Genomic DNA, 18,987 nt, shown 5'->3' with positions numbered 1-18,987 from the left:
GTTTGCCGGAAATCCCGGGTTCCACCTGTAACAAAGCGGCATTGGAGGGATGGTGCGCTTGCGGCGACCGCTACGATGCCGGTACTGTTTTTCGGAGCAGGCGGTACAGGGGATCTCAATGAAATCTTCGACGGTTCGACGCCGGACGCAGGAGGAGCGCCGCGCTGAAACCCGGGCACGCATCGTCAAGGCGTGCGGTGCGCGAGCTGCGCGGCAAGGGCTACACGGGTTTCCGGGTCGACAAGGTATCGGTGGCTGCCGGTGTTTCCCGTGGCGCACAGACGCATCATTTCCCGACCAAGGAAGCGCTGGTGCTGGCCGCGCTCGAGAGCCTGTGCGAGGCCTCCGCAAGGGCCAGCCTGAAGGTGGCGGAATCCCTCCAGCCCGATGACGATGTGCTGGCGCACGCCCTTGCGGACGCCGGGCGCTTCTACCTCGGCACGAATTACCCCATCGCGTTGTCGATGCTCAACCTCGGCGACCACGAATCCGGTCTGCGCAGGAAAGTGCAGGCGATGGCGCGCAAGTATCGCCTGCCGATCGAGCGCGCCTGGCGGGAGGCACTGGTGCGCACGGGGGCGGATGAGGACACGGTGCGTACCGTGCTGGATCTCTCCTTTGCGGTGTACCGCGGCATGGCGGTGGGGCGCCTGTTGTGCAGGAACGCGGCGGACATGGCGGCATTGGAGCACTGGGCCGGGATTGCACGCGCCTGCCTGGAAGGTGAGATAGCCCTTTAGCCCGTCCAGGGCGTGGCGCGCGGAAAGCGGATCAGTACCCAGCGTTCGTGACTGCATGCCTGGCCAGCGCCCAGGTCACGTGCTCGCGCACCAGTGCCGACGGATGCGTGGATCGTGCCTGCAGCGCGGCAATGACCTCGGGCGTGCCCTTGGCATTGCCGAGCGCCACGGCGATGTTGCGCAGCCAGCGCTCGTGGCCGATGCGGCGGATCGGCGAGCCTTCGGTCCGACGCAGGAATTCCGCCTCGTCCCAAGCGAACAGTTCGACCAGTGTCGCCTGGTCGAGGCCGTTGCGCACGGCGAAATCCGCTTCGCGCGTTGGCTGCGCGAACTTGTTCCAGGGGCAGACCAGCTGGCAGTCGTCGCAGCCGTAGATGCGGTTGCCGAGCAACGGCCGCAGCGATTCGGGAATGGCGCCCTGCAGTTCGATGGTCAGGTACGAAATGCACAACCGCGCGTCGAGTTCGTAAGGTGCGACGATGGCGCCGGTCGGGCAGGCGCCGATGCAGCGTGAGCAGGTGCCGCAATGGTCCGTGGCGCGTTCGTCGCTGGCCAGTGGCAGGTCGGTGTAGAGCTCGCCGAGGAAAAACCAGGAGCCGGTCTTCGAATCGAGCAGGTTGGTGTGCTTGCCCAGCCAGCCCAGTCCGGCATTGCGTGCCAGCGGTTTCTCCAGCACCGGCGCCGAATCGGTGAACACGCGATAGCCGAACGGGCCGATGTGGTCGGCGATCCGGTCCGCCAGCTTCTGCAGTCGGCCGCGCAGCAGCTTGTGGTAGTCGCGGCCCAGCGCATAGCGGGACACGTAGGCGCGCTGCGGATCGTCCAGCGTCTCCTGCATCGGTGCGGCATCGGCGGGCAGATAGTCCATGCGCGCACAGACCACGCTCATCGTGCCGGGCACCAGTTCGGCCGGCCGGGCGCGCTTGAGGCCGTGGCGGGCCATCCATTCCATGTCGCCGTGGCGGTACAGATCCAGCCAGCGCTGCAGCGCCGCCTCGTCCTCGCGCAGGTCGATGTGCGCGATGCCGACGGCCTGGAAGCCCAGTTCGCGGCCCCATTGCAGGATGGCCGGTTTCAGTGTCGCGGGATCGATGGCGGACATGGCGCCATTGTAGGTGCCGACGTACGGGTACCGCTGAACCTACAATCCCCGCATGAACCTGTCCCTGTACACCGCCGCCGAGGTCCGTGCCTTGGAGCGACGCCTCGCGGACGAAGGCCTGCCGCCGTCGGTGCTGATGCAGCGCGCCGGCGCCGCCATCGCCGCGCAGGTGCACAGCCAGTGGCCGCAGGCGCGCCGCGTGCTGGTGCTGGCGGGCGGCGGCAACAACGGCGGTGACGGCTATGTGTCGGCCCGGCTGCTTCGTGAGCGCGGCATCGAGGTGACCGTGATCGCGACCGCCGAGGCGAAAGCGCCGGAAGCCGCCGAGGCCGCCGCCGCGTGGCGCGCGGCGGGCGGCCAGGTCCGGCGGTGGCGGTCGCAGGCGCCGCTGCCGGAAGCCGATCTGGTCGTCGACGCGTTGCTCGGCATCGGACTGGCACGCGCACTGGATGGCGATCTGGCAGCGCTGGTCGGCGTCGTCAACCGCAGCGCTGTGCCCGTCCTCTCGGTCGATCTGCCCAGCGGGCTCGACGCCGACAGCGGCCACGCGCCCGGCGCGGTCATCGCGGCGACGCGGACGCTGTGCCTGCTGGCGCGCAAACGCGGGCTGCATACGGGCCGGGCACGCGATGTCACAGGGGTCGTCGCCTTTGACGGGCTGGGTGTGGAGGGGCCGCAAGACGGCGACGCGGCGCGACTGCTGGATCCAGCCGATCTATCCCGGCTGCTGCCGCCCAGGCGTCCGGGGACGCACAAGGGAGAGCAGGGCCATGTCCTGGTCCTCGGTGGCGACAGCGGCATGTCGGGCGCGGTTCGACTGGCCGGCCAGGCCGCACTGCGTGCGGGTGCCGGCTGGGTGAGCATCGGCAGCCGCTCCGCCCATGTCTCGACCATTGCATCGGGCCAGCCGGAACTGATGGTGCATGGCATCGACGCGACCGATGCGCTGGAACCGGTTTTGCGGCGCGCCGACGTGCTGGCGCCTGGTCCGGGACTGGGGCAGGGGGCCTGGAGCCGCGCGTTGTTCGAAGCCGCGCTCGCAGCGGATCGACCCATGGTCATCGACGCCGATGCGCTCAACCTGCTGGCGCAGGCGCCGCGGAAACTGTCCCACACCTGCATCCTGACGCCGCATCCGGGCGAAGCGGCGCGTCTGCTCGAAAGCAGCGTGCGCGACATCGAAAGCGACCGGTACGCCACTGCGCGCGCGCTGGCCGATCGTTACGCGTGTACCGTCGTGCTCAAGGGTGCCGGAACGCTGGTCGATGATGGCCGGCGTGTCCGCGTCTGTCCTTTCGGCAATCCGGGCATGGCCTCGGCCGGCATGGGCGATGCGCTGACTGGCACGATCGCCGCCTTGCTCGCGCAGGGGCTGGCGGCCTTCGATGCGGCCTGCGCCGGCGTCCTGGCCCATGCGCTGGCCGGGGATCGTGCCGCCGCAGCCTCGCCGCGCGGATTGCTGGCCTCGGATCTGATCGCGCAGCTGCGCGAGGTCGTGAATCCATGACGACGTTCGATATCGACCTGCCCGACAGCGCCGCCACCGAAGCCGAAGGCGCGCGCCTGGCATCGCTGCTGCGCGATGGCGGCGTCGTCTTCCTCAGCGGTGAACTCGGCGCCGGCAAGACGACGCTGGTGCGCGCGCTGTTGCGTGCGCTGGGGCACGAGGGCGCGGTGCGCAGCCCGACCTACGCGATCGTCGAGCCGTACCGCATCGGTACGCTCGAGGTCTATCACCTGGACCTCTACCGCATCGCCGATCCGGATGAACTTGAATACCTCGGGCTGCGCGAGTGGCTGCGGCCGGGCGTGCTGGTGCTGGTGGAATGGCCACAGCGCGGTGCCGGGCTGCTGCCGCCTCCGGACCTGCACCTGCATCTCGACTACGCCGGCGAAGGCCGGGTCCTGCATGTCCAGGCCGGTGACCGCCTGCGCCCGATGTCCACGGTAACGCGCAGGTGAGGGCAAGGGTGCCTTGCGCACGCTTCGCTGCCGCCACCGCCGCTGTCGCCCAACCGGATCCCGATGCAGCCGTACTTCCGCGGCAACGCGGTCGTCGCGAGGCGATCCCTGCAGAGCCGGGCCGGCAGTCGTCAATCCCGGTGACCATCGCCGGGTCAGTACGGTCGAGGTGACGGCCGGAAACGTGCTCGAAGTGGCAACGGCCGGCAACGCCAGCACCAGATACTGCGGGACGCGCGACGACAGCGGTGAGTGCATCGGCATTGATGGCGGCGTGCGCAGCCTCACGCGGGGCGAAACCGCGGCGCTGGTCGAACCGCGGCGCGTCGGTAGCGGTCGCGGCGAATCGCGACGGCTGCAGGCCGTCCGTCGCGCCCGGCAGGCGGTGACGTTGGGCTACTTCCGCCCCTGGGTACAGGGCAGGCCGCCGATCCTTGCCATGTCATGGGCGATCCGGGCCACCGACTGAACGGCAGGCTCGCCCTGTCGCGGCGAGTGGCCGGACCATCGCGGCGTGCGCCCTTCGGCATTGGCCGGTCGCGGTGGCTGGCATAGCCTGTCCTCGTTCTCCGTGATCCAAGGACGTACCGATGCGCGTGACCCGTCTGCTCGTTCCGCTGCTGATCGCCGCGGCCGTGCCTGTCCTGCAGGCCGCCGACCTGCATCGCAACCCGCAGCACCTCCAGCCCCGCGATGTCTTCGACCTGGAATGGGCGGACAGCCCCGCGGTGTCGCCGGATGGCCGGCAGATCGTCTACCAGCGCAACCACTTCGACATCATGAAGGATCGTCGCCGCAGCCATCTGTGGCTGTTGAGTGCCGACGGTTCCTCGCACCGGCCACTGACCAGCGGCCAGGCCGGCGACGGCCCGGCGTCGTGGTCACCGCAGGGCGACCGCATCGCCTGGGTGTCAGGCCGTGATGGCTCCAGCCAGATATGGATGCGCTGGATGGACACCGGACAGACGGCGGTGATCTCGCAACTCACCGAATCGCCGGGCAACCTGGCGTGGTCGCCGGACGGCAAGTGGCTCGCCTTCACCATGCGCGTGCCGGCTGACACCAGGCCGCTGGCGCAACTGCCGCGCAAGCCGGCCGGCGCCGAGTGGGCGCCGGAAGTCCGCGTCATCGACAGCCTGACCTATCGCGCCGACGGCGGTGGCTATATCCGTCCCGGCCACTCCCATGTGTTCGTGCTCGCCGCCGAGGGCGGCACGCCACGCCAGGTCACGCGCGGCAACTTCCAGCATCGCGGTGCGCCGGCGTGGAGTCCGGACGGCAAGTCGCTGTACGTGTCCACCAACTACCACGAGGACTGGCAGCACCAGCAGCAGGAAAGCGAGATCTATCGCATCGATGTCGCCACCGGCCAGGCCACGGCCCTGACCAGCCGGGCCGGCCCGGATCGCAGCCCGGCCGTGTCGCCGGACGGTCGCCAGATCGCCTACCTCGGCTATGACGACCGCAAGCTCGGCCACCACGTCACCAAGCTGTACCTGCTCGACCTCGCCAGCGGCCGCTCGACGGCGCTGGCGGAAAGTTTCGAATACAGCATCGACAACGTCGCATGGGATCGGGACGGCCGCGGCCTTTTCGTCGGCTACGACCGCCATGGCAAGGGCCACATCGGCTGGATCTCCGCCCGCGGCGGCGAGGTCCAGTCGCTGGTCGACGACCTCGGCGGCACGTCGATGGGCCGTCCCTACACCGGCGGTCGCTTCCATGTCGGCAATGGCCGCATCGCCTATACGCGCGGCACCGAATACCGGCCCTCCGACATCGCCGTCTTCGAACGCGGGCGACCGGCGCGCGTGCTGACCGACCTCAACACCGACGTGCTCGGCAGCAAGAGGCTGGGCAAGGTCGAGGAGTTCCGGGTGAAGTCGTCGGCTGACGGCCTCGATATCCAGGCCTGGATCGTCACGCCCCCCGATTTCGATCCGTCGAAGAAGTATCCGCTTCTTCTGGAAATCCACGGCGGCCCGCATTCCGCCTATGGCCCGCAGTTCGCGCCGGAGACACAGCTGTACGCTAGCGCCGGCTACGTGGTGGTGTACGTCAATCCGCGTGGCAGCACCAGCTACGGCCAGGCCTTCGCGGACCACATCCACCACAACTATCCCAGCCACGACTACGATGACCTGATCACCAGCGTCGATGCCGTCATCGCGCGTGGCTACATCGACAGCGAACGCCTGTATGTCACCGGTGGTTCCGGCGGCGGCGTGCTGACGGCGTGGATCGTCGGCCACACCGACCGCTTCCGCGCCGCCGTCGTCGCCAAGCCGGTGATCAACTGGACCAGTTTCGTGCTGACTGCCGACTTCTCGCCGATGTTTGTCAACTACTGGTTCCCGATGAAGCCCTGGGAGCCGGGCGCGCAGGAGCATTACTGGCGCCGGTCGCCACTGGCCTACGTCGGCAATGTCAGCACGCCGACCATGCTGATCACCGGCGAAGAGGACTACCGCACGCCGATTTCGGAGACCGAGCAGTTCTACCAGGCCCTGCAGCTGCGCCGGGTCGAGACGGCGATGGTCCGGATCCCCGGCGCCTCGCATGGCATCAACGCCCGTCCCAGCCACATGCTGGCGCAGGTGCTCAACACCCTGGCCTGGTTCGAGCGCTACAAGCCGGAGTCCGGCAAGGGCGACTGACCGGCTGCGGTCCCGGACGGCCGGTTCATGGACCGCTGAATCGTGATGCAGGTCTCCGTCACCCAATACATAGGGGCGACGGGCACTTGCAAGGGGAACATCTGGTGGTCGATCAGAAGTATCAGGTGACGAAGAGCTCGTAGGGTGCGGATTCTCAAGCAAAAACTGCTTGCAATCCGAAAATGGACTGGCGTAGAGTCCGCCGCATGGGCCTCCTTCGCCGTCTGTCGTGGTTGCTGTCGATCGGCTTCCTGCCGACGGCGCTCCTGCACGCGGCGGAAATACAGCGCCTGCAGACGCAGCAGCAGGACGGCCTGACCCGCACCATCGTGCATCTGGACGGCGCGCCGGAATACAAGGTTTTCACCTTGGCCAATCCGGACCGCGTGGTCATCGACATCAGGAACGGTCGCCTCGCCGGCGGTTTCAACAGCTCGCCGGCCGGCCTGGTCGAAAATGTCCGGCACGGCCGCCAGGGCAGCGACCTGCGCATCGTCCTCGACCTCGCCGCCACCGCGCAGGCGCGCAGCTTCGTGCTCAGCCCGAGCCAGCGTGACGGCCATCGGCTGGTGGTGGAACTGGAACAGCAAGGCACCGCAAGCGAGCCCGGCCCGGTCCTGACCGTTGCCAATGCGGCGCCCAGTGGCGAGCGCGACATCATCATCGCCATCGACGCCGGCCATGGCGGCAAGGACCCCGGTGCCATCGGTCCGACCGGCGCGCGCGAAAAGGACATCACGCTGCAGGTCGCGCGCGAGTTGAAGGCCGTCATCGATGCCGAGCGCGGCCTCAGCGCCATCCTGATCCGCGACAGCGACGTGTACCTGCCGCACGCCGAGCGCTACCAGAAGGCGCGCCGCGAGGAGGCCGACCTGTTCGTGTCGATCCACGCAGACGCCTTCACGCGTCCGGATGCGCGCGGTTCGTCGGTGTTCGTCATGTCGACGCGTGGCGCCAGCTCGGAAGCGGCGCGCTGGCTGGCCGAGCGCGAGAACGCGGCCGAGCTCGTCGGCGGCGTATCGCTGAGCGACAAGGACAACATGCTGGCCACCGTGCTGCTGGACCTGTCGCAGGGCGCGACGCTGGAAGCCAGCAATGCCGTCGCCGAAAACGTCATCCGCGCGATGGCGAGCGTCGGCAACGTGCACAAGAACGAGGTGCAGCGCGCCAACTTCATGGTGCTGCGTTCGCCGGATGTGCCGTCGCTGCTGATCGAGACCGGCTTCATCAGCAATCCGGTCGAGGAACGCAACCTGAAGGACGCGCAGTTCCGGCGCCGGCTGGCGCTGGCCATCCGCGACGGCATCAAGGATTACTTCAGCGTCGCGCCGCCGCACGGCACCTGGTACGCGGCCAACGTGAAACCTGTCGAACGCCACCACACCGTGAGTCGCGGCGAAACGCTCGCCGTCATCGCGCGGCGCCATGGCGTTTCGGTCCAGTCCATCCGCAGCGCCAATGGTCTCGCCTCCGACCGCATCCTGGTCGGCGCGGTGCTGCGCATTCCGGTTTCGTCCTGAGGGACGGGCATGGGGGGGAAGGGCAGGGCGCGCCGAAAGGCGCGCCCTCAGCCTTTCGTCCAGGGCGGTCCGCGTCATCGAACGGCCGGGTCCCATTGCCGAACAGCACATCGGCCGTGATCGCTCCACAGCATGCCGTTCGACGGCCGTTGCATGGCCAGGAGCAGGCAACGAAACCGATCGCCGACGGCATGGATGTCGCTTGCCGACGCTTGGGGGCGCCTTCCGCAACGCGCGCCCAGGGCCTTTGCCGCATTCGCGAGGGCAGCCGAAATGGGGAAGCACCACACAGTACCGATGCCGAAACGTGTGGGCCGCGGCGGCCGCAACCGCTACCATCGCGTTCCTCCCATGCCTTGAACGCTTCCGCACCGCATGTCCGGATTGAAACTCATCGTCGGCCTGGGCAATCCCGGTCCCGAATACGCACAGACACGCCACAACGCCGGTGCCTGGTTCGTCGAATCGCTGGCCGAGTCGGCGGCCGTGCGCCTGGGCCGTGACGCCAAGCTGCACGCCGAGCTCGGCAAGGCCGGAATCAACGGACACAACGTCTGGCTGGCGCGGCCAACCACCTTCATGAACCACAGCGGCCGTGCGGTCATCGCGCTGCTCAACTATTACCGCATCGAACCGGAGCAGATGCTGGTGGCGCACGACGAACTGGATCTGCCGGCCGGTACGGTCAGGCTGAAGTTCGATGGCGGCCACGGCGGCCAGAACGGCCTGCGCGACATCATCGGCCAGCTCGGCCACGGACGGTTCCACCGCCTCCGGGTCGGCATCGGCCATCCCGGCCACAAGGATCGCGTTACCGGCTGGGTGCTGGGCCGGCCCGGGCAGGACGACGAGCGCGCCATCCGCGACGGTGTCGATGCGGCGCGCAACGAAATCGGACTGGCTGTCGCCGGGGATTTCGAGGCCGCGATGCGCCGGCTGCATACGCCGCGAACCTGAACCCGGGCGCATTCCGCGTTCATCCACGCTGCCGTACCATCCGGCGACGTTCCCGGAGATCCGAAGATGTCCCGACTGCGCCTGGTGATCGGCAACAAGAACTACTCGTCGTGGTCGCTGCGGCCCTGGCTGTTCATGCGCCATCACGGCCTGGATTTCGAGGAAGTGCGGCTGCCGCTGGACAGCGACACTTTCCGCCAGCGCATCGTCGAACTCTCGCCGAGCGGGCGCGTCCCCGTGCTGCATGACGGTGAACGCGTGGTCTGGGATTCGCTCGCCATCCTGGAATACCTCGCAGACCTTCAACCGCCGCTGCGCGGCTGGCCGGAAGAGCAGGGCGCCCGCGCGCTCGCGCGCTGCATCAGTGCGGAAATGCATGCCGGCTTCGCCGACCTGCGCGGCGAACTGCCGATGAACTGCGGCCGCCGCAGCAGCCTGCATGCGATCAGCGCAGGCGCGCGCCGCGACATCGAGCGCATCCAGTCGATCTGGCGGCAGACACGCCAGGCGCACGGCGATGGCGGACCCTTCCTGTTCGGCCACTTTGGTATCGCCGACGCGATGTACGCGCCCGTCGCGGTGCGCTTCCGGGGCTATGGCGTGCCGCTGGATGCGGACAGCCAGGCCTATGTCGAGGCGATCTACGCCCTGCCGGCGATGCAGGACTGGCTGGCTGGCGCAGCCGCCGAAAGCGAGCGCCTGGCGAAGTACGAAACCATCGGACACTGACCGGAGAGAAAGCACATGTTGGGAATCGGAGCCAACCGGGAGCGGATGGTGGCACCGGAGCGGGCGCTGGCCGGCCGCGACGAGCCGATGCCGCTGGAGAACAGGCATTTCGTCCTCGATGCACCGCTGCGGGATGAATTCCCCGGCCTGGCGCGCGCCGTGTTCGGCATGGGCTGTTTCTGGGGCGTCGAGCGCGTGTTCTGGCAGTTGCCGGGCGTGGTCAGCACCGCGGCCGGCTATGCCGGCGGCTACACCCCGAACCCGACCTACAAGGAAGTCTGCAGCGGCGAAACCGGACACACCGAAGTCGTGCAGGTCGTGTTTGATCCGTCGAAGATCGGCTACGGTGACCTGCTGCGCGTATTCTGGGAAAACCACGATCCGACCCAGGGCATGCGCCAGGGCAACGACCTGGGCACGCAGTACCGCTCCGCGATCTACACGCTGGACGCTGCGCAGCACGACGCCGCCGTCGCCAGTCGCGAGGCCTACCAGGCGCGGCTGTCACAGTCGGGCTTCGGCGCCATCACCACGCAGATCGAACCGGCCGGCCCGTTCTATTTCGCCGAGGATTACCACCAGCAGTACCTGGCGAAGAACCCCGACGGTTACTGCGGCATTGGTGGCACCGGCGTGAGCTGCCCGATCGGCCTGGGCGCCTGAGGAATCGATGGCGTTTCCCTGGAAGCCGGTCCGCTACTGGCTGTTGCGCGTCGCATTGCTGGGCCTGGGCATCGGCCTGGGCTTCGCGCTGCCTTATGGCTGGTACCTTGACCGGCAGGTCGCGCAGCACTTCGCCGCCTTCACCGCGAGCAGCCAGCCCAGCCGCGTCTATGCACGGGCGCTGATACTGCGCCCGAACATGGCGATGACCGCGGCGACCCTGGAAGCGGAACTGCTGGCATCGCAATACCAGTCGCAGCCGCAGGCGATGCGACCCGGCACCTACGAACGCGAGGGTGAAAGTTTCCTGATCCACACGCGCGAGTTCGATGATCCGTCCGGCCGCTGGCCGGCGCGGCGCTTCCGCGCCACGATCGGTCGCCAGCGCGTGCAGACCCTTGCCGAAGCCACCGGTCGACTGCTGCAGGAGGCGCGCATCGATCCGGCGCGCATCGCCACCTTCTATGGCCCGCAGCAGCGCGAGCAGCGCCCCTTGCGGCTGACGGAAATGCCGCCGCTGCTGATCGCCGGCGTGCAGGCGGTGGAAGACCGCGACTTCAAGCACCACCGCGGCGTCGATCCCGTGGCCATCGTGCGCGCGGCGTGGCGGAACCTGACGACCAGCCGCACCCAGGGCGGCAGCACGATCACCCAGCAGCTGGTGCGCAACCTGTTCCTCAGCCTGGAACAGACCTGGACGCGCAAGATCAACGAAGCCTTCCTCGCCGTGCTGATCGAGGCGCGGCAGGACAAGGGACTGATCCTGGAGATGTACCTCAACGACGTTTTCATGGGCCAGCAGGGTGGCCAGGCCGTGCATGGCATGGCTGCGGCGTCGGAGTTCTATTTCGCCCGCGACGTCGACGAGCTGGGCGTGCCGGAAATCGCCCTGCTGGTCGGCCTGATTCAGGGGCCGTCCTGGCACAACCCGCGCCGCCATCCCGATCGCGCACGCAAGCGTCGCGACCTGGTGCTGCACCATTTCCACGAGACCGGCCTGATCAGCCAGGCCGAATACCGGCATGCGCAGGCGCAGCCGCTGGGCGTGACGGCGCAACCCGGCCTGGCGCGTAATCGCCATCCGGCGTTCCTCGACATGGTGCGCGTGCAGCTCGGCCGTGGCCTCGACAGCGCTCAGCTGGGCAGCGAAGGGCTCTCCATCCACACCACGCTGGCTCCGTCGGCACAATCCGCCGCCGAGAACGCCGTGGTCGACGCGGTCGGAAAACTGCGCAACGCCGAACAGCTCGATGCGGCGGTGATCATCACCGACCCGCACAGCGGCGACGTGCTCGCCGCCGTCGGTGGCCGCGAGACACGCGGCAGCGGTTTCAACCGCGTCATGCAGGCGCAGCGGCCGATCGGATCGCTGGCCAAGCCCTTCGTGTACCTGGCCGCGCTGGCGCAGCCCTCGCGCTGGTCGCTGGCCACGGTGCTCGACGATGCGCCGATCCGCGTGTCACTGCCGGGCGGACGCAGCTGGGAGCCGAAGAACTTCGACGGTCGTCCACACGGGCCGACGCTGATGATCGACGCGCTGGCGAAGTCCTACAACCTGGCCACTGTGCAGCTGGGCATGGCGGTGGGCGTGGACCGTGTCGCCGCGCTGATGTCCTCGCTGGCCGGTGGCCTGCCGGTTGCGGCGAACCCTTCGCTGACGCTGGGCGCGATCGATCTCAGTCCGATGCAGGTCGCGCAGATCTACGGGTTCCTGGCCTCCGGTGGCCAGGGACGACGCCTGCGCGCGCTGACCGGCGTGCTCGACGCGCGTGGACGCGTGCTCGCCCGCGTGGCGCCGGCGCAGGCGACTGCCACCAACCAGGCCGCGGTAGCGCTGGTCGATTTCGCCATGCAGGAAGCGGTGCGCAGCGGCACGGCGCGCGCCATCGCAGCGACGCCGCTGGCCGCGTTTTCGCCAGCGGGCAAGACCGGTACCAGCAATGACGGCCGCGACAGCTGGTTCGCCGGCTTCACCGGCAACCTGCTGGCCGTGGTCTGGGTCGGCAACGACGACAATGCCGCCCTCAACCTCACCGGATCCAGCGCCGCCTTGCCGGTGTGGATCGAGGTCATGCGTCGGCTCCCGCAGGCACCGCTTTCGGTCGATGCGCGTGCGGCGGTGGACTGGCAGAGCATCGCCGCCGATGGCCAGGCGATGCCGTCGCGTTGCGACGACACAAGGACGCTGCCCTTCGTACCCGGCTTCGCGCCGGACATGCCGCGATGGGGTGGCTGCATCGACAACGCCGCTGGCGACCTTCTGCGTCGCATCGGCGGCACAAGGGACTGAACCATGAGCAGGATGCGCACCGCGCTAGTTTCCCTGAGCCTCTCCCTCCTCGCCGCCTGCGGCCGCGAGATCGTGCGCGAGACGCCGCCACCGCCTGCGGCGCCGCCCGTCAACGTCATTGCCGTCATCCGCGACGGTGCCGCCGAATACCGCGGCGAGTTCCACGTCGAGGTGATACGCGACGCCGACATCACGCACGCCATCGAAGAGGCCAGCCGGGCGGAAATGCGGGGTGACCGTCGCGCGGCGGAAGAAGCCCTGCGCGGCGCACTGGACGATCCGGAAGCGCGCCAGCGCTATGCCGAACTGCTGCTGGCGCGCGGCCAGGCGGCCGAGGCGGAGCGGCTGGCGCGCGAAGCCTGGGAAGCCGGTGCCAAGGTCGGTGAATGGTGTGCGCGCAGCTGGCTGACGGTCGCCGAGGCGCGCCGGATGCAGAACGCTCCCAATGGCGCCGAGCAGGCGCGTGAGCGCGCCCGCGGCTGCATGCCGCCGAAGGTCGAGCGTTACTGAAGCGATCGGGTCCTGCCGCGTCTCCGCGGCAAGTGCCGCAGGGAAGAACACTCCAGCCTGCCGTGCATCCGGCAGGCCGGTCGGTGCTTTCGTTCAGTGGGCGTGGTCGCGGAGGATCGCCTCGGCCATCTGTTCCAGGCGGGGCAGATCGAGGATGCGCAGTTCGCGGCGGTCGATGTCGAGGACGCCGTCGGTGCGCAGGCGACGCAGCACGCGGCTGACCGTTTCCGGTGCCAGGCGCAGGTAGTTGGCGATATCGGTGCGCGCCATCGGCAGGTGGAAGCGCGTACCGGAAAAGCCCCGGCGCGCATAACGGCGCGACAGCGAGACGATGAAGGCGGCCATGCGCTCGTCGGCGCTGAAGTCACCGGACAGCAGGGCGGCCTTGCCGATGTCCTCGCTGAGCAGCCGGAACAGGCGCGACTGCAGGCCGGGCATCGTGCTGGCCAGCGAGCTCATGCGCTGGAAGGAGAAGCGGCAGAGCACCACGGTGTCCAGGGCGACCGCGTTGCAGGGATAGATCTGCGGATGGATGGCGTTGAGGCCGACCACTTCGCCCGGCAGGAAGAAGCCGAGCACCTGCTCGCGGCCTTCGCGATCGAGGATGTAGGTCTTGACCGTTCCGGCCCGGACCGCGGCGATGGCGTCGAAGGGATCACCCTCGCGGAAGATGTGCTGGCCTTCCTCGTAATGACTGACGTCATCGACCAGCATGGCCTGCATCTGTGCCACCGCGCCGTCGTCGTAGCCTTCGGAACAGCAGGCATCGGCAAAGGCGCAGGTCGAACAGGAGTACGGGCGGCTGCGCGACCCGGAAGGAGGTTCCTGGACGGGCGGCGGCTGTGGCGGTGCGGCGGGATGGACGGACATGGCGTTGTGAACCACCGGCCCGAATCGGGCGTTGATCAAGGTCAACGCCCATCATACGCCGCCGCATGGCAACTGGCTGAACAGACTCACGTTCGCACACGCGGGAAGACGGCCCGCGGCGGACCGTCCTCCCGGATGCGGGCGGCGTCACGGCGTTCCTGCCGTGCGCCGCGTTTTCGGGCCGGGCTTACTCGACGACCAGGTCGCCCTTCATCAGCGACCAGTGGCCCGGGAACGAGCAATAGAAGGTGTAGGCCGTTCCGGCGGTCAGGGCGTTGCCCGGGAACTTGACGCTGGTGGTCTGGCCGCCGCCGATGACCTCGGTGTGCGCGATCACGCGGGCATCGTCCGGGGTGACGTAGTGGTTGGCCGCGCCCGCCTTCATGCCGTCCTGGGCCGCCACCTGCCAGACGTCGGTCGGCGAGATCACGACGTTGTGGCCCATGACGTTGGCCGCCAGCGAACCGCTGTGGGCAAGCTTGATCTCGATTTCGGGGCAGGAGGACGAGACCGTCACGGAGGTCTTGTCGAACTTCATCTGGTCATTGCCGACCAGGTCGATGGTGCAGTTGGCCGCGAACACGGCTGGGCTGGCGATCAGTCCGGCAAGCAACAGGATGGAACGCATGGCGTCATACCTCGGGTTGGTTACGGAAAGGCTGCATGGGAATGTGACTCGCAGTCTGCGCGTGCAAGGCTGCATGCTCCCTGACCTGGATCAGGCTGCCGGTCCCCGCCGCGGTGGTCGGGAACGCCGTTCAGCCGCCGTATCCCTGTCCGTATTTCGGCCGGAACGAAAACGGCCCGCCGGATCACGGCGGGCCGCAGGGTCACAACGGGCCGACAATGATCAGCTGTCGTCGCGGAAGCGGCGCAGCCAGATCGCGGCAGCGAGCAAGATCACGCCAACGACCAGCCCGATCCACGTTTCAGGGGCGACCAGGACCGCGTGCATGCGGTCCCAGCTGACCGCCTGCGCGAACGGATTGTCCGTGCCCGGCCCTTCGCGCCAGTTCCACGGACGGAACAGCATGCTGCCCGGCGAACTGAAGATGCGTCCGACGATGTGCTCCCAGAACCAGCTGCCCGGCGTGGAAAGCCGGCTCGCTGTTTCGACAAAGCCGTAGACCACGCCGGCAAGGCAGGGAATCAGCAGGGCCCACACGAACGGGACGCGCTTGGACCAGCTCGACGCCAGAAGCAGCCAGGCCAGGCCCGGAATCGCCCACAGCATATGCACCGGCACCGTCGCCAGCATCTGCAGCCAGACCTTGCCGAGCAGTGCCGGCTGCCACAGGAACGGCAGCGGATTCACGCCATGCAGGGCCGCGTAAAGCGACACCAGCACCAGGAAGCCGACATGCAGCAGCATCGTGGCGAAGATCGCCAGGAACGGCGCCACAAGCACGGCGGTGGCCAGCTTCGACAGCACCGTCATCGTGTCCGTCGCGGGCAACGACTTCCAGAACAGGATGCTGCGGTCCTTGCGCTCCTCGTACAGCGTGTTGATGCAATAGAACAGGACCACGAAGTACAGGACCATCTGGTTGATGAGCCCCAGGCCCCAGAGGCCGATCTCCAGGCCCTGTCGGAACTGCGCCATCTCCGCAGGGCCCAGCTCCTTCAGGGCCAGCATGCCGAGCGTGCGCACGTCGACGTTGCCGACCAGGTTCATGCGGAAGGCTTCGCCGACCAGCATCGACAGCACGACCAGTCCGAGCAGGACCGCCGCGGTCCAGACCTGCGCGGACCAGAGGCCGCCGCGGTGTTCCCAGTACTCGCGCCTGAGCAGCGCTACAAAGGTCGACAGGGTGGAGCCGGCGCCGCCGGGCAGGCGGCTGACAGTCGCCAGGGCGTTCATCAGTGCTTCTCCTTCATGATGGCGACAAACAGGTCGGCCAGACCGGGCGTGCGGGTCTCGCCCAGTTCGGCCAGGCGTTCGCGCGGCACGCCGTCGAACAGCATCGCCGACTTGCCGAACAGCGAGTTCTCGTGCAGCGGCTTCAATGCCAGCGCCTGCTCGCGGCGGTCGGGATTCACCAGCACCTCGGTGAAGCGTGCGGGCAGCGAATCCATGGTGGCGTCGAGCACGAAGCGGCCGTCCTGGATGAACAGTACGTCGCTGAGGATGTGCTCGATTTCCTCGACCTGGTGGGTGGTCACCAGGATGGTCTTCTCCTGGTCGAAATAGTCGTTGAGCAGTGCCTCGTAGAACGACTTCCGGTGCAGGATGTCCAGGCCCAGCGTCGGCTCGTCCAGCACCAGCAGTCGCGCGTCGATGGCCATGACGATGGCCAGGTGCAGCTGAACCACCATGCCCTTGGACATGGCCTTGACCTTCATCGCCGGGTCGATCCTGGTGCGCTCGAGGAAGGCCATGCATTTGCCGCGCGAGAAGTTCGGATGCACGTGTTCGACGAAGTCGATCAGTTCACGCGCCCGGATCCAGCGCGGCAGGATCGCGGTGTCGGCAATGAAGCAGACTTCCTTCATCAGCCGCTGGCGTTCGCTGTGCGGGTTGTAGCCGAGGACCTTGAGCTCGCCCTGGTAGGGCGTCAGGCCGAGGATCGCCTTCAGGGCGGTGGTCTTGCCGGCGCCGTTGGGACCGATCAGGCCGACGATGCGACCCGGCGGGATGGTGAAGCTCACGTTGTCCAGCGCACGGGTGGCACCGTAGGCCTTGCTCAGCCCGCGTGCCTGGATGATGGCGGTCATGCGGATATCTCCCTTGGAATCAGAAGTCGCGCAGCAGGACGGCCGGATCGATCTCCAGGCGCCTGATGCGGGCGGCGATCTGCGGCCACTCGTCGTTGAGGAAGCGCTCGCGCTCGCGCTTGCGCAGCTCCCGGTCGGCGCCTTCGGTCACGTACAGCCCGAGGCCGCGACGCTTCTCGACGATGCCTTCGTCGGTCAGGGACTGGTAGGCCTTGGTCACCGTGATCGGATTGATCGCCAGCTCCCCGGCGACCTGGCGGACCGACGGCAGCGCCTCGCCGGGACGGATGGCACCATCGAGGATCTGCGCCAGCACGCGTTCGCGCAGCTGGACGTAGATCGGGGTGTTGTCGGCCCATTGGCTCACCATGACCGCTTTCCCCCGGCGGTACCGAAGGAGAAGAACGGCCAGCGGCGGTTCGGTCCCTGTGCCGCGCTGGTCTGGCGGGCGGCCTGGGCAACCTCGGCCACGTCGGCCGGCGCCGCTTCGTGACGCGGTGGCGCGGACGGGCTGGATGCCAGCGCGGCACCGTTGCCGACGGTGGCGTCGAACAGGGCACCGGCTCCGAGTACGGTTCCCAGCAGCGCGGCGGTCAGGGTCAGGCGATGGATGAAGGGGCGGAGCATCGGTGTTCTCCTGTCGTGGTGTGCTGGTAAAGTACAACACCACTGCAATAGCACGCAAGCATGCCGGAAGTCATGCTGCCGGCTTCCCCCGGTCGGCGTATGCTTTCCATTCAGGAAAAGACCGGCTGGAGAAGCGTGATGAAGACATGGATTGCATTTGCCCTGGCCGTGTCGGCCACCCCGGCCGCTGCCGCCTGCCAGGCGCCGCTGCTCGACGTCGAGTTCCGGCCCTTGGCGCAGCGCGACCCGGTGAATCTCTGCGAACGCTTCCAGGGCCAGGTACTTCTGGTGGTGAACACCGCCAGCAAATGCGGACTGACACCGCAGTACGAAGGGCTGGAAGCCCTGCACGGGAAGCTGTCGGAGCGCGGTTTCGCGGTCATCGGCTTTCCCTCCAACGATTTCCTCGGCCAGGAACCCGGTACCGAGGAGGAAATCCAGGAGTTCTGCGCCAGCACCTATGGCGTCCGCTTCCCGATGTTCCAGAAAGTGACGGTGAAGGCGGACAACGCGGTGCCGTTCTACCACGCGCTGGCGGCGCAGGCCGACGGCACCTATCCGGCGTGGAACTTTCACAAGTACCTGATCGGGCGTGACGGCGAGGTCGCCGCCAGTTTCGGCAGCCGCACGCCGCCGGACGATCCGGCGCTGGTGGAGGCCATCGAGGCCGAGCTGGCCAAGGCGGCACCTGAATCGCCCTGAGGGCGCGGGGAACCAAGCGCCGCCATCGCGGTCCAGACCCTCCGTTGCCGATTCCCGGTGCCGCCATCACAATAGTGGACGCGCCGGGCCACGGTGTGCAGCTGCGGCTGCCCAGGCCGTATGCCGGCAGCTGAATTCCCATTCCCAGGAGAAATACATGTCCGTTTCGTTCAAGAGCGTCCTCGCGACGTCCGCCGTGCTGGCTGCCGCCGTGTCGACCGCGGTGGCTGCCGATCTCACCACTGACAAGGACAAGGTCAGCTACATGGTCGGCATGGATGTCGGCCGCAGCCTCGCCCAGATCAAGGATGAGATCGACGTGGACGTCCTGGTCCAGGGCATCAAGGATTCGATCGCCGGCAGCGCCACCAAGCTGACCGAGGAGCAGGCCAACGAAGTGAAGCAGGCGTTCATGCAGCGCATGCAGAACAAGGCGATGGAAGAGCGCACTGCCGCCGCCGCCGCCAACCGCAGCGAAGGCGAGGCCTTCCTGGCCGCCAACAAGAACAAGCCGGGCATCCGCACCACCGATTCCGGCCTGCAGTACCAGGTGCTGACCCAGGGCAATGGCGACAAGCCGGCCGCCACGGACCGCGTCAAGGTCCACTATGTCGGCACGCTGATCGACGGCACCAAGTTCGACAGCTCCATCGATCGCGGCACGCCGGCCGAGTTCGCGCTGAACGGCGTGATCAAGGGCTGGACCGAAGGCCTGCAGCTGATGCCGGTGGGCAGCAAGTACAAGTTCTTCGTGCCGTCCGACCTGGCCTACGGCGAGCAGGGCACGCCGGGTCCGATCGGCCCGAACGCGACGCTGATCTTCGAAGTCGAGCTGCTCGAGATCGTCAAGTAAGACCGGTCCCCGCGCGCCTCGCGCGTAATGGGTCACATCGAACGGCGCACCTGTGGCGCCGTTCCTGTTTGTGGGAGGGGGTGGTTGCGC

At 67.9% G+C, this 18,987-nt stretch carries 20 protein-coding genes; 13 read left to right on the top strand and 7 right to left on the bottom strand.

The window, feature by feature from the left end:
* Window positions 1-197: 197 nt before the first annotated feature.
* Window positions 198-740 carry a TetR/AcrR family transcriptional regulator gene (locus EDC25_RS02200; RefSeq protein WP_170160042.1) on the top strand — a complete coding sequence of 181 codons (543 nt, stop codon included), beginning with the start codon at window positions 198-200 and terminating at the stop codon, window positions 738-740.
* A gap of 31 nt (window positions 741-771) precedes the next feature.
* Here EDC25_RS02200 and queG read toward each other — a convergent pair whose 3' ends face one another.
* Window positions 772-1,842, bottom strand: a complete 1,071-nt coding sequence (queG, locus tag EDC25_RS02195) for a tRNA epoxyqueuosine(34) reductase QueG (protein ID WP_123522043.1) — start codon at window positions 1,840-1,842, stop codon at window positions 772-774.
* 52 nt (window positions 1,843-1,894) lie between these two features.
* On the opposite strand from queG, the gene EDC25_RS02190 reads away from it, so the two are divergent.
* The 10 genes from EDC25_RS02190 to EDC25_RS02145 all read left to right on the top strand — a co-directional run bounded on the left by EDC25_RS02190 (window position 1,895) and on the right by EDC25_RS02145 (window position 13,130).
* On the top strand, window positions 1,895-3,349 hold the full coding sequence (locus tag EDC25_RS02190; protein ID WP_132577192.1) for an NAD(P)H-hydrate dehydratase: 1,455 nt from the start codon (window positions 1,895-1,897) through the stop codon (window positions 3,347-3,349).
* Window positions 3,346-3,804, top strand: a complete 459-nt coding sequence (gene tsaE, locus EDC25_RS02185) for a tRNA (adenosine(37)-N6)-threonylcarbamoyltransferase complex ATPase subunit type 1 TsaE (RefSeq protein WP_123520861.1) — start codon at window positions 3,346-3,348, stop codon at window positions 3,802-3,804. Before EDC25_RS02190 ends, tsaE begins: the two co-directional genes overlap by 4 nt.
* A 184-nt stretch (window positions 3,805-3,988) precedes the next feature.
* On the top strand, window positions 3,989-4,273 hold the full coding sequence (locus EDC25_RS02180; RefSeq protein WP_168708773.1) for a hypothetical protein: 285 nt from the start codon (window positions 3,989-3,991) through the stop codon (window positions 4,271-4,273).
* Between the two features lie 121 nt (window positions 4,274-4,394).
* Window positions 4,395-6,461 carry a S9 family peptidase gene (locus EDC25_RS02175; RefSeq protein ID WP_132577191.1) on the top strand — a complete coding sequence of 689 codons (2,067 nt, stop codon included), beginning with the start codon at window positions 4,395-4,397 and terminating at the stop codon, window positions 6,459-6,461.
* A 206-nt stretch (window positions 6,462-6,667) separates the two neighbouring features.
* Window positions 6,668-7,981 (top strand): N-acetylmuramoyl-L-alanine amidase, encoded by a 1,314-nt coding sequence (locus EDC25_RS02170; RefSeq protein WP_165910861.1) that lies wholly within the window; start codon window positions 6,668-6,670, stop codon window positions 7,979-7,981.
* Window positions 7,982-8,356: 375 nt separating this feature from the next.
* Window positions 8,357-8,938, top strand: a complete 582-nt coding sequence (pth, locus tag EDC25_RS02165; RefSeq protein ID WP_123520857.1) for an aminoacyl-tRNA hydrolase — start codon at window positions 8,357-8,359, stop codon at window positions 8,936-8,938.
* A gap of 66 nt (window positions 8,939-9,004) precedes the next feature.
* Window positions 9,005-9,667: a glutathione S-transferase family protein gene (locus tag EDC25_RS02160; RefSeq protein WP_123520856.1), complete on the top strand. Its 663-nt coding sequence runs from the start codon at window positions 9,005-9,007 to the stop codon at window positions 9,665-9,667.
* 15 nt (window positions 9,668-9,682) lie between these two features.
* The gene (gene msrA, locus EDC25_RS02155; RefSeq protein ID WP_123520855.1) at window positions 9,683-10,330 is read left to right on the top strand and encodes a peptide-methionine (S)-S-oxide reductase MsrA; all 648 of its coding nucleotides are present in this window, start codon (window positions 9,683-9,685) and stop codon (window positions 10,328-10,330) included.
* A gap of 7 nt (window positions 10,331-10,337) precedes the next feature.
* Window positions 10,338-12,620 (top strand): penicillin-binding protein 1B, encoded by a 2,283-nt coding sequence (gene mrcB / locus EDC25_RS02150; protein ID WP_123520854.1) that lies wholly within the window; start codon window positions 10,338-10,340, stop codon window positions 12,618-12,620.
* A 3-nt stretch (window positions 12,621-12,623) separates the two neighbouring features.
* Window positions 12,624-13,130: a hypothetical protein gene (locus tag EDC25_RS02145; protein ID WP_132577189.1), complete on the top strand. Its 507-nt coding sequence runs from the start codon at window positions 12,624-12,626 to the stop codon at window positions 13,128-13,130.
* Window positions 13,131-13,223: 93 nt separating this feature from the next.
* Here EDC25_RS02145 and EDC25_RS02140 read toward each other — a convergent pair whose 3' ends face one another.
* From EDC25_RS02140 to EDC25_RS02115, 6 genes are all read right to left on the bottom strand, one after another.
* Complete coding sequence (locus EDC25_RS02140) at window positions 13,224-14,000, bottom strand: helix-turn-helix domain-containing protein (protein ID WP_123520852.1); 777 nt, start codon at window positions 13,998-14,000, stop codon at window positions 13,224-13,226.
* A 187-nt stretch (window positions 14,001-14,187) separates the two neighbouring features.
* A complete protein-coding gene (gene azu / locus EDC25_RS02135; RefSeq protein WP_123520851.1) occupies window positions 14,188-14,628 on the bottom strand; it encodes an azurin in 441 nt (146 codons plus the stop codon).
* 222 nt (window positions 14,629-14,850) lie between these two features.
* Window positions 14,851-15,861 carry a hypothetical protein gene (locus EDC25_RS02130; protein WP_123520850.1) on the bottom strand — a complete coding sequence of 337 codons (1,011 nt, stop codon included), beginning with the start codon at window positions 15,859-15,861 and terminating at the stop codon, window positions 14,851-14,853.
* The gene (locus EDC25_RS02125; RefSeq protein ID WP_123520849.1) at window positions 15,861-16,715 is read right to left on the bottom strand and encodes an ABC transporter ATP-binding protein; all 855 of its coding nucleotides are present in this window, start codon (window positions 16,713-16,715) and stop codon (window positions 15,861-15,863) included. The genes EDC25_RS02130 and EDC25_RS02125 overlap by 1 nt, the downstream gene beginning before the upstream one ends.
* 19 nt (window positions 16,716-16,734) lie before the next feature.
* Entirely contained in the window at window positions 16,735-17,085 is a 351-nt protein-coding gene (locus EDC25_RS02120) for a GntR family transcriptional regulator (RefSeq protein ID WP_123520848.1), read from the bottom strand.
* Window positions 17,079-17,342 (bottom strand): hypothetical protein, encoded by a 264-nt coding sequence (locus tag EDC25_RS02115; RefSeq protein ID WP_123520847.1) that lies wholly within the window; start codon window positions 17,340-17,342, stop codon window positions 17,079-17,081. The genes EDC25_RS02120 and EDC25_RS02115 overlap by 7 nt, the downstream gene beginning before the upstream one ends.
* Window positions 17,343-17,480: 138 nt before the next feature.
* Here EDC25_RS02115 and EDC25_RS02110 point away from each other — a divergent pair, with 138 nt between their 5' ends.
* Both EDC25_RS02110 and bamJ read left to right on the top strand, forming a co-directional pair.
* A complete protein-coding gene (locus tag EDC25_RS02110; protein WP_123520846.1) occupies window positions 17,481-18,044 on the top strand; it encodes a glutathione peroxidase in 564 nt (187 codons plus the stop codon).
* Between the two features lie 157 nt (window positions 18,045-18,201).
* Window positions 18,202-18,897 carry a BamJ family beta-barrel-assembly machinery protein gene (bamJ, locus tag EDC25_RS02105; RefSeq protein WP_123520845.1) on the top strand — a complete coding sequence of 232 codons (696 nt, stop codon included), beginning with the start codon at window positions 18,202-18,204 and terminating at the stop codon, window positions 18,895-18,897.
* The last annotated feature ends 90 nt before the right edge of the window (window positions 18,898-18,987 follow it).

Source organism: Pseudofulvimonas gallinarii (genome assembly GCF_004343305.1).
Lineage (GTDB): Bacteria > Pseudomonadota > Gammaproteobacteria > Xanthomonadales > UBA2363 > Pseudofulvimonas > Pseudofulvimonas gallinarii.
Note: the sequence above shows the minus strand (reverse complement) of the source record. Positions and strands in the feature narration are given on the sequence as shown.

Excerpts from the sequence above, each read along its gene's own strand:
- EDC25_RS02175 (WP_132577191.1), top strand. The coding sequence starts at position 4,395 with ATGCGCGTGACCCGTCTGCTCGTTCCGCTGCTGATCGCCGCGGCCGTG.
- EDC25_RS02115 (WP_123520847.1), bottom strand. The coding sequence starts at position 17,342 with ATGCTCCGCCCCTTCATCCATCGCCTGACCCTGACCGCCGCGCTGCTG.
- EDC25_RS02170 (WP_165910861.1), top strand. The coding sequence starts at position 6,668 with ATGGGCCTCCTTCGCCGTCTGTCGTGGTTGCTGTCGATCGGCTTCCTG.
- tsaE (WP_123520861.1), top strand. The coding sequence starts at position 3,346 with ATGACGACGTTCGATATCGACCTGCCCGACAGCGCCGCCACCGAAGCC.
- EDC25_RS02110 (WP_123520846.1), top strand. The coding sequence starts at position 17,481 with ATGAAGACATGGATTGCATTTGCCCTGGCCGTGTCGGCCACCCCGGCC.
- EDC25_RS02190 (WP_132577192.1), top strand. The coding sequence starts at position 1,895 with ATGAACCTGTCCCTGTACACCGCCGCCGAGGTCCGTGCCTTGGAGCGA.
- EDC25_RS02145 (WP_132577189.1), top strand. The coding sequence starts at position 12,624 with ATGAGCAGGATGCGCACCGCGCTAGTTTCCCTGAGCCTCTCCCTCCTC.
- azu (WP_123520851.1), bottom strand. The coding sequence starts at position 14,628 with ATGCGTTCCATCCTGTTGCTTGCCGGACTGATCGCCAGCCCAGCCGTG.
- pth (WP_123520857.1), top strand. The coding sequence starts at position 8,357 with ATGTCCGGATTGAAACTCATCGTCGGCCTGGGCAATCCCGGTCCCGAA.
- EDC25_RS02140 (WP_123520852.1), bottom strand. The coding sequence starts at position 14,000 with ATGTCCGTCCATCCCGCCGCACCGCCACAGCCGCCGCCCGTCCAGGAA.
- EDC25_RS02125 (WP_123520849.1), bottom strand. The coding sequence starts at position 16,715 with ATGACCGCCATCATCCAGGCACGCGGGCTGAGCAAGGCCTACGGTGCC.
- queG (WP_123522043.1), bottom strand. The coding sequence starts at position 1,842 with ATGTCCGCCATCGATCCCGCGACACTGAAACCGGCCATCCTGCAATGG.
- EDC25_RS02120 (WP_123520848.1), bottom strand. The coding sequence starts at position 17,085 with ATGGTGAGCCAATGGGCCGACAACACCCCGATCTACGTCCAGCTGCGC.
- msrA (WP_123520855.1), top strand. The coding sequence starts at position 9,683 with ATGTTGGGAATCGGAGCCAACCGGGAGCGGATGGTGGCACCGGAGCGG.
- EDC25_RS02130 (WP_123520850.1), bottom strand. The coding sequence starts at position 15,861 with ATGAACGCCCTGGCGACTGTCAGCCGCCTGCCCGGCGGCGCCGGCTCC.
- bamJ (WP_123520845.1), top strand. The coding sequence starts at position 18,202 with ATGTCCGTTTCGTTCAAGAGCGTCCTCGCGACGTCCGCCGTGCTGGCT.
- EDC25_RS02160 (WP_123520856.1), top strand. The coding sequence starts at position 9,005 with ATGTCCCGACTGCGCCTGGTGATCGGCAACAAGAACTACTCGTCGTGG.
- mrcB (WP_123520854.1), top strand. The coding sequence starts at position 10,338 with ATGGCGTTTCCCTGGAAGCCGGTCCGCTACTGGCTGTTGCGCGTCGCA.